The following is a 7,910-nucleotide window of genomic DNA, read 5'->3' as shown; positions in this document are numbered from 1 at the left end:
CTCCCTCCCCCTTGTGGGGAGGGATGAAGGGTGGGGGTCCGCGCGGCCAAAGGCCGGGCGCAGCAAGAACTCGACAGTTCCACACATTGAGGAATTGCAGCTCCGCACGCCCTCGGCCCGGGCGCAACCAAGCACCCCGCTGCGCCCTACTCCGCAGCGGCCGCAGGGGCCGGCTTTTCCTTCAGCATCCGCATGATCTCGCCGGCCGACATCGGCTTGCCGAAGGCGAAGCTCTGGACGTATTCGCAGCCGAATTCGCGCAGTTCCTCGGCGTCGCTGTCCTGCGCGACGCCTTCGGCGACGACCGACAGGCCGAGTTCGTGCGCCATGTTGACCATCGAGCGCAGCAGCACCAGCCGCTTCGGGCTCGCGTCCTCGACGAAGCTGCGGTCGATCTTGATCGTGTCGAACGGAAAACGGGTGAGGTAGGCGAGCGAGGAATAGCCGGTGCCGAAATCGTCGAGCGAGAGGCCGATGCCGATCTGGCGGAGCTTGGCCAGCACGTGCGCGGCCTGTTCGGGATTGTCCATCACCAGCGACTCGGTCAGCTCGAGCCGGAAGTTGCGCGGTTTGATTGAGGCGCGGGCGACGACGGAGCGCACGTCGGAGACGAGGTCGCGGCGCAAGAGCTGGCGGCTGGACAGGTTTACCGAGACGAAGAGCGGCAGGTCGCCGGCAAGCTGCAGCCATTCGTGCAAATCGTCGGCGGCCTTCTGCATGGCGAACTGGCCGAGCTGGACGATCAGGCCGCAGCTTTCGGCGACGGGAATGAACTCGCCGGGCGGAATGGCCCCGCGGCGCGGGTGCTCCCAGCGCATCAGCGCCTCGAAGCCGGCGATGGTGCCGTTTTCGAGCCGGATGATCGGCTGGTAGGCAAGCTGCATCTCGCCGCGCTCGACGGCGCGGCGCAGGTCGGATTCCATCTGCAGCCGGTCGCTGCCGCCGGTGCGGAAGGCCGGGCGGAAGGGCTCGATCCGGTCGCCGCCGAAGCGCTTGGCCTGGTGCATGGCGAGCTCGGCGTCCTTCAGCATGTCGGCTGCGTTGGACGTGTTGATCGTCCAGGAGACGAGGCCGATCGAGGCCGTCAGCACGATTTCGCGCTTGGCGAAGGTGATCGGCGCGCTGATCGCGTCGCGAACCGCCTCGGCGATGGCGGCGACGCGCACCGGGTCCTGTTCGGAGACGAGCATCAGCGCGAACTGGTCGCCGGCAATGCGCGACAGGCTGTCCTTCGGCTTCAGGATGCGGTGCAGCCGGCGCGCGACGGTAAGCAGGATCGTGTCGCCGGCCGAGATGCCGAGGCTGTCATTGACCTGCTTGAAACGATCTATGTCGACGACGAAGACCGACGGCCGGATCGCGTCCTCCGACTTGGCGACGGAGAGCAGCGCGTCGAGGCGGCTGGCGAAGATCTGCCGGTTGGGCAGGCCGGTCAGATTGTCGTGGACGGCATCGTGCAGCAGGCGCTCCTCGGCCTTCTTCTGCTCGGTCGTGTCCACCATCGTCCCGACGCAACGCAGAATCTCGCCGTCCGAGCCGATCACCGGCCGCGCCTTGAGCGTGAACCAGTGGAAATGCCCGTCGGCGCCGCGCAGGCGGAACGCCTGGCTGATGCGTCCGCGCCGGTGTTCGAGAATGACGTCCAGCAGCGTGCGGAAGGTGTCGCGGTCGTCGGAGTGCAGTGCGGGCAGCCAGTTGCGTGCCGGGCCGTGCAGGCTGTTGGCCTCGAGCCCGAGCTGGCGCGCGATGTCGGGACGGGTGACGATCTTGTCGCGCGTGACGTCCCAGTCCCAGACCGTGTCGCCGGCGCCGGTGACGGCGAGTGCCTGGCGTTCGAGGTCGCTGAACAGGCCCTGCTGCAGCCCGCCGCCGGCAAAGGCATGCTGCATGACGGTGAAGCCGATGAGCAGCACGACGAGGACGAGGCCGCCGCCGAGCGCTGGCTGGATGATGTCGTTGTCGATACCGCCGGTCACCGCCATGTAGGCCGCCGCGAGCCAGGCGAGGATCATCAGCCAGCTCGGTATGAGCATCACTGCGCGGTCATAGCCCTGGATGGCGAAAAAGCCGATGAGGCCGAGCCCGGCGACGGCGGTCACGGCGAAGGAGAGCCGCGCGATGCCGGATGCGATCGCCGGATCGAAGGTCGCGACGCCGGCGATCATCAGGAGGCCGAACACCCAGGCGAGCGCGGCGTAGCTGAAGTGCCAGTGCCAGCGGTTGAGGTTCAGATAGGCGAAGAGGAAGACGACGATGGTGGTCGCGAGCGCAACCTCCGCGCCCGCCCGCCAGATCTGCTCGTTGCCGGGGGTGATCTCGATGACGCGCGTCAGGAAGCCGAAATCGATGGAGATGTAGGCCAGAACCGACCAGGCGAGCGCCGCCGTGGCGGGAAAGAGCGACGTGCCCTTGACCACGAAGAGGATGGTCAGGAACAGCGCCAGAAGGCCTGCGATGCCGATCACGATGCCGCGGAAGAGCGTGTAGGAGTTGACGTTGTCCTTGTAGGCCTCGGGCTCCCAAAGCCGCAGTTGCGGCAGATCCGGCGAGGCGAGTTCGGCGACGAAGGTGACGATCGAGCCGGGATTGAGCGTGACGAGGAAGACGTCGGCGTCGGGCGCGGCCTGCCGGTCGAGCGCGAAGCCTTCCGACGGCGTGATGGCGGCGATGCGGCTCGATCCGAGATCGGGCCAGATCATGCCCGAATTCACCAGCCGGAAATGCGGCGCGACGATCAGCCGGTCGATCTGGCGGTCGGTCGGGTTGGAGATCGAAAACACCGCCCAGTCGCCCGACGAGCGCTCGTCATTGGCGTCGACCTCGATGCGGCGCACGATGCCGTCGGTGCCGGGCGCGGTCGAGACCTGGAAGCTGGAACCCTGGTTGCGGTAGAGGTCGACCCGATCGGTCAGTTCGATCGCCGCTTCGTTGCCGGTGATGGCGACGGGATCGAGCGCGCGTGCGGGGCTGGCGGCGAGCGCCATCAGGGCTGCAAGGAAGAGCAGGATCGTGCTGGCCTTGAAACGCCCCAAACCTCAGCCTCGTTCGTGTCTGGCCCGATGCTCTTCGGCAATCAGGGCGTAGAGAAGATGATCCCGCCACACGCCATTGATGCGCAGGTAGGATCGCAATAGTCCTTCGCGCCGGAATCCGGCATTTTCAAGCACGCGGATCGAGCGTGCATTGTCCGGAATGCAGGCCGCTTCGAGCCGGTGCAGTTTCAGCGTGTCGAAAGCATGGGACAGCGCAAGCTTCATCGCCGCCTGCATCAGCCCTCGGCCCGCATAACGCTCTCCCATCCAATAGCCGATCTGGGCCGATTGGGCGACGCCGTGGCGGATGTTTCCAACGGAAATGCCGCCGACGAGCCTTCCCCGCTCGGTTTCGAAGATCAGAAAGGCGTGGCCGGTGCCAGCCGCCGCCTCGGCATTGTAGCGCCGCAGCCTCTGCCGCCAGGCGGAATAATCGAGGTCGTCGGCCGGCCAGCGCGGCTCCCACGGCTCGAGGAAGCCGCGGCTTTCCTGGCGCAGATGCGCCCATTCCTCATGGTCGCGCTTGCGCGGCGCACGGATGGTGACGCCGCCTCCCGACAGCGCCGGCATGGCGCTTCTGGCGAAAGGCGCAAACGCCATCGCCGTGTCAGACGGCGAGCTTGCGGGCCGGAGCCGGTGAAGCGGCCAGCATGTCGGTGACCGTCTCGAAGGCCGGCAGAGAACCCACCGGACCGACGGCGGCAATGGTCGGCCGGGCCGAGAACAGGCGCGAGGACAGGTCCGCCAGCCGCTCGGTCGTCAGCTTCGACAGCCGGTCCATCAGCTCGTCCATCGGAATCGGACGGCCGTAGAGCAGCAATTGCCGTGCGATCTGCGAGGCCCGGCTCGACGGGCTTTCCTGCGACATCAGCAGCCCGGCGCGGTACTGCGCCCGTGCGCGATTGAGTTCCTCGGGCAGGATCGCCTCGCCGGATCGCTTGAGTTCTGCGAGAAGCACCCGCGTCAGTTCGGCGATGTCCTCCTTGCCGGTCGCGGCATGGATGCCGAAGATGCCGGTATCGGAAAAGCCCCAGTGGAAGGCATAGACCGAATAGCAGAGGCCGCGCTGCTCGCGCACTTCCTGGAAGAGGCGGGACGACATTCCGCCGCCGAGGATCATCGAGAGCACCTGGCTCGCGTAGAAATCGCGCACATGATAGGCCCTGCCCTCGAAGCCGAGCACGATCTGCGCGTCCATCAGGTCGCGGCTTTCGCGGAAATCACCGCCGACATAATGCGCAAGCGTAGGCAGCGTCGCCTCGCAGCGCGGCTGGAACGAGCCGAGGCGCTTTTCGACCTCGCGCACGAAGGCGTCGTGGTCGACGGCGCCGGCAGCGACGACGACCATCCGGTCCGCCGCATATTGCCGCTCGAGGAAGCCCCGCAACTGCTGCGAGGTGAACGCGCGAACCGTTTCGGGCGTGCCCAGGATGGACCGGCCGAGCGTCTGGTGCCGGAACGCGGTCTCGGTGAAGCGATCGAAGACGATGTCGTCGGGCGTATCGTGCGCCGCGCCGATCTCCTGCAGGATGACGTGCTTCTCGCGCTCCAGCTCGTCCTCGTCGAATTTCGAATCCATCAAAATGTCGGCGAGGATGTCGATGGCGAGCGGCATGTCGTCCTTGAGGACGCGCGCGAAGAACGACGTCGTCTCGACGCTCGTCGCGGCATTGATCTCGCCGCCGACATTCTCGATGTCGGAAGCGATCTGCCACGCCGAGCGCTTGCCCGTGCCCTTGAAGGCCATGTGTTCGAGCAGATGGGCGATGCCGTGCTCGTCGTCGCGCTCGTCGCGCGAGCCCGACTTGACCCAGATTCCGAGTGACACGGATTCGATATGCGGCAGCGTCTCGGTGGCAACCGTCAGGCCGTTCGACAAACGGCTAACCTCAACCCCCATGCGGGTCGTACTCCCTGGACATTGCGTGTCTGTGAATGGCGACATGCCTTACTGGTTTGCGGCCGCTCTTGTACGGCGGTCGATGTGATCTTCCAACATTTTCAGGTCTGATGGAAGGACGTCGAATTTTTCGGGCCTCGTCATCAGATCGCCGAGCCAGGCCGGTAGCGCCGGATCGACCCCGCTGGCAGCCTGCACCGCATCGGGAAATTTCGCCGGATGCGCGGTCGAGAGCACGACCATCGGAACGGCAGAATCCCCGGCGAAATCGCGCGCGACCTTGATGCCGATCGCCGTATGCGGATCGGCCAGATAGCCGGACTTTTCGAGCAGGTCGCGGATCGTCTTCGCCGTCTCGCCGACGCTCGAGCGCCCGGCGGCAAATTCCGCCCGCATCGCCTCGAGCGGTCCCGCGTCGATCGTGAAAGCGCCCGACTGCTTCAGGCTTTCCATATAGCGCCGGACCGTCGCCGCATCGCGCCCCGCTGCCTCGAACAGAAGGCGCTCGAAGTTGGACGAGATCTGGATGTCCATCGAGGGCGACGTGGTGGCGACGACGCCGCGCGTCTCGTAGCGCCCGGTCTCGAATGTGCGCGCGAGAATGTCGTTGTCGTTGGTGGCGATGACGAGCCTGTCGATCGGCAGGCCCATCTTCTTGGCGGCATAGCCGGCGAAGATGTCGCCGAAATTGCCGGTCGGCACGGTGAACGAGACCGGCCGGTCCGGCGCGCCGAGCGAAATCGCGGACGAGAAATAGTAGACGATCTGCGCCATGATCCGCGCCCAGTTGATCGAGTTGACGCCCGAAAGCATCACCCGATCCCGGAAGGCGTGGTCGTTGAACATGGCCTTCACAAGCGCCTGGCAGTCGTCGAAATTGCCCTCGATGGCGAGAGCGTGGACGTTGGCCTCGGTGGACGTCGTCATCTGGCGCTGCTGGACGGGCGAGACGCGGCCATGCGGGAAGAGGATGAAGATGTCCGTCCGGTCGCGCCCGGCGAAGGCGTCGATCGCCGCGCCGCCGGTATCGCCCGAAGTCGCGCCGCAGATCGTCGCCCGCTGGCCGCGCTGTTCCAGCACATGATCCATCAGCCGGGCGAGCAACTGCATCGCCACGTCCTTGAAGGCGAGCGTGGGCCCGTGGAAAAGTTCGAGCATATATTCGTTCGCGCCCGTCTGGACGAGCGGACATACCGCCTCGTGCCGGAAGGTCGCGTAGGCTTCCTCGACGATGCGGCGGAAATCGGCCTCGGCGATGTCTTCGGAAACGAACGGCGTCAGAAGCCGGATCGCCAGTTCCGGATAGGCAAGGCCGCGCATCGCGCGGATGTCGTCGGCGGAAAAATGCGGCCAGGCATCGGGCAGATAGAGCCCGCCGTCGCGGGCGAGCCCTGCGAGGAGGACATCGGCGAAGCCAAGTTGCGGCGCCTCGCCGCGCGTACTCGAAAAGCGCATCGGATTCCTTGCGGAGTGTGTGGCGGGTCCGCGGACTGTTGGTAATGCAAACCGCCCGGTCGCCTTTTGGTTTCGGCGTTGGTATAGAACACCAGCTTTGCGTGAGGGAAGGGCCGTCCATGCCGATTTGTCGTTCGTCGATCCGTCATCTTGCCGTGCTGGCGGGCCTCGGCTCGCTCGTGGCCGTCTCGGGCTGCCAGTCGAACGACGGTTCGGCGACCGCCGCACAGCCCGCCGCCGTCAATGTCGAGGAACTGCGCGCCTATTGCCCGCAGGTCATTCTCGAAACCGAGGGCACGGTCTGGTCGCAGTATGAACGCGGCGGCGAAGGCGACGCGGCCAAGCTCGTCCGGCGCACGACGATTTCCGAGACCACCCGCGCCTGTTCCTATTCGGCCGATGCGATCACCGTGAACGTCGCGGTTGCCGGCCGCGTCGTCCCGGGCCCTGTCGGCAGCCCCGGCCAGGTATCCGTGCCGCTCGTCGTCGAAGCGCGCCGCGGCGGCGAGGTGATCTATTCCAATCCGGTGAACTACGGCGTCCAGGTCGCTGATACGGCCGGCGCGACGCAGTTCGTCTTCAACGATCCTGCCGTCCTGATCCCGCAGGCCGGCGCCCAGCAGACCCGCATCTTCGTACGCATCGACGTGCCCGAGGCGCGCTGATCCTTTCGCGCCCGGCAACGGAGCGGCCATCGTGATTGCCGTCATCTTCGAAGTCTGGCCCGCAAAGGGCGAACAGACACACTATCTCGACCTCGCCGCTGCGCTGCGCGGTGAACTCGAGACCGTCGACGGCTTCATCTCCGTCGAGCGCTTCCAAAGCCTGACCGAGCCCGGCAAGCTCCTCTCCCTCTCCTTCTGGCGGGACGAGGAGGCGGTTCGCGCCTGGCGCAACCGCCCGGCGCATCGCAAGACGCAGGCGAAGGGACGCGGCGGTGTGTTCAGCGATTATCGCCTGCGGATCGCGGAAGTCGCTCGCGATTATGGTATGAATGACCGCGCCGAGGCACCGCAGGACAGCCGCGAAGCCCACGCCGCCGGCTGACGGTCGCCTCTGCAACGGAGGCCCGGCCATGGATATCAGATCGACCCTGCAAGTACTGTGCGACGCCTTCAACGCGCACGACCCCGACCGCGTCATGGCGTTCTTCGCCGATGACTGCGTGCTCGAAATGCCGCGCGGAGCGGACCCGTGGGGCACGCGCTTCGAAGGCCGGGAGGCCGTGCGCAAGGCCATCGCGGCACGGTTCGAGGGGCTGCCGGACGTTCACTACGGCGATGCCGAGCATTTCGCCGACGAGGCGGCCGGAGCGGGCATGTCGAAGTGGCACCTGACGGGGACGAGCCGTGACGGGACGAAGACGAATGTCAGGGGCTGCGACTTCTATACGTTTCGGGAGGGAAAGGTGATCCGCAAGGATTCATACTGGAAGATGGTGGAATAGTCTGTGGCGCGGCTGCGCCGCCTGTTCTTTCTGAAGTGACCCCCACCCTTTATCCCTCCCCACAAGGGGGAGGGAG

At 66.2% G+C, this 7,910-nt stretch carries 7 protein-coding genes; 3 read left to right on the top strand and 4 right to left on the bottom strand.

The window, feature by feature from the left end; all coding sequences use genetic code 11:
• Positions 1–146: 146 nt before the first annotated feature.
• The 4 genes from ALII_RS0120535 to thrC are packed head-to-tail and all read right to left on the bottom strand — an operon-like array spanning position 147 to position 6,387.
• On the bottom strand, positions 147–2,984 hold the full coding sequence (locus tag ALII_RS0120535; protein WP_051375961.1) for an EAL domain-containing protein: 2,838 nt from the start codon (positions 2,982–2,984) through the stop codon (positions 147–149).
• A 51-nt stretch (positions 2,985–3,035) separates the two neighbouring features.
• Positions 3,036–3,632 (bottom strand): GNAT family protein, encoded by a 597-nt coding sequence (locus tag ALII_RS0120530; protein ID WP_024589093.1) that lies wholly within the window; start codon positions 3,630–3,632, stop codon positions 3,036–3,038.
• A 7-nt stretch (positions 3,633–3,639) separates the two neighbouring features.
• On the bottom strand, positions 3,640–4,932 hold the full coding sequence (locus ALII_RS0120525) for a pitrilysin family protein (RefSeq protein ID WP_024589092.1): 1,293 nt from the start codon (positions 4,930–4,932) through the stop codon (positions 3,640–3,642).
• Between the two features lie 48 nt (positions 4,933–4,980).
• Complete coding sequence (gene thrC, locus ALII_RS0120520; protein ID WP_024589091.1) at positions 4,981–6,387, bottom strand: threonine synthase; 1,407 nt, start codon at positions 6,385–6,387, stop codon at positions 4,981–4,983.
• Positions 6,388–6,506: 119 nt separating this feature from the next.
• On the opposite strand from thrC, the gene ALII_RS0120515 reads away from it, so the two are divergent.
• The 3 genes from ALII_RS0120515 to ALII_RS0120505 are packed head-to-tail and all read left to right on the top strand — an operon-like array spanning position 6,507 to position 7,834.
• Positions 6,507–7,052 carry a hypothetical protein gene (locus ALII_RS0120515; protein WP_024589090.1) on the top strand — a complete coding sequence of 182 codons (546 nt, stop codon included), beginning with the start codon at positions 6,507–6,509 and terminating at the stop codon, positions 7,050–7,052.
• 31 nt (positions 7,053–7,083) lie between these two features.
• Positions 7,084–7,434, top strand: a complete 351-nt coding sequence (locus ALII_RS0120510) for an antibiotic biosynthesis monooxygenase (RefSeq protein ID WP_029660777.1) — start codon at positions 7,084–7,086, stop codon at positions 7,432–7,434.
• Positions 7,435–7,462: 28 nt separating this feature from the next.
• Complete coding sequence (locus ALII_RS0120505; protein WP_024589089.1) at positions 7,463–7,834, top strand: nuclear transport factor 2 family protein; 372 nt, start codon at positions 7,463–7,465, stop codon at positions 7,832–7,834.
• The last annotated feature ends 76 nt before the right edge of the window (positions 7,835–7,910 follow it).

Source organism: Aliihoeflea sp. 2WW, from assembly GCF_000497755.1.
GTDB lineage: Bacteria > Pseudomonadota > Alphaproteobacteria > Rhizobiales > Rhizobiaceae > Aliihoeflea.
Note: the sequence above shows the minus strand (reverse complement) of the source record. Positions and strands in the feature narration are given on the sequence as shown.

Excerpts from the sequence above, each read along its gene's own strand:
- ALII_RS0120530 (WP_024589093.1), bottom strand. The coding sequence starts at position 3,632 with ATGGCGTTTGCGCCTTTCGCCAGAAGCGCCATGCCGGCGCTGTCGGGA.
- ALII_RS0120505 (WP_024589089.1), top strand. The coding sequence starts at position 7,463 with ATGGATATCAGATCGACCCTGCAAGTACTGTGCGACGCCTTCAACGCG.
- ALII_RS0120535 (WP_051375961.1), bottom strand. The coding sequence starts at position 2,984 with ATGGCGCTCGCCGCCAGCCCCGCACGCGCGCTCGATCCCGTCGCCATC.
- thrC (WP_024589091.1), bottom strand. The coding sequence starts at position 6,387 with ATGCGCTTTTCGAGTACGCGCGGCGAGGCGCCGCAACTTGGCTTCGCC.
- ALII_RS0120525 (WP_024589092.1), bottom strand. The coding sequence starts at position 4,932 with ATGGGGGTTGAGGTTAGCCGTTTGTCGAACGGCCTGACGGTTGCCACC.
- ALII_RS0120515 (WP_024589090.1), top strand. The coding sequence starts at position 6,507 with ATGCCGATTTGTCGTTCGTCGATCCGTCATCTTGCCGTGCTGGCGGGC.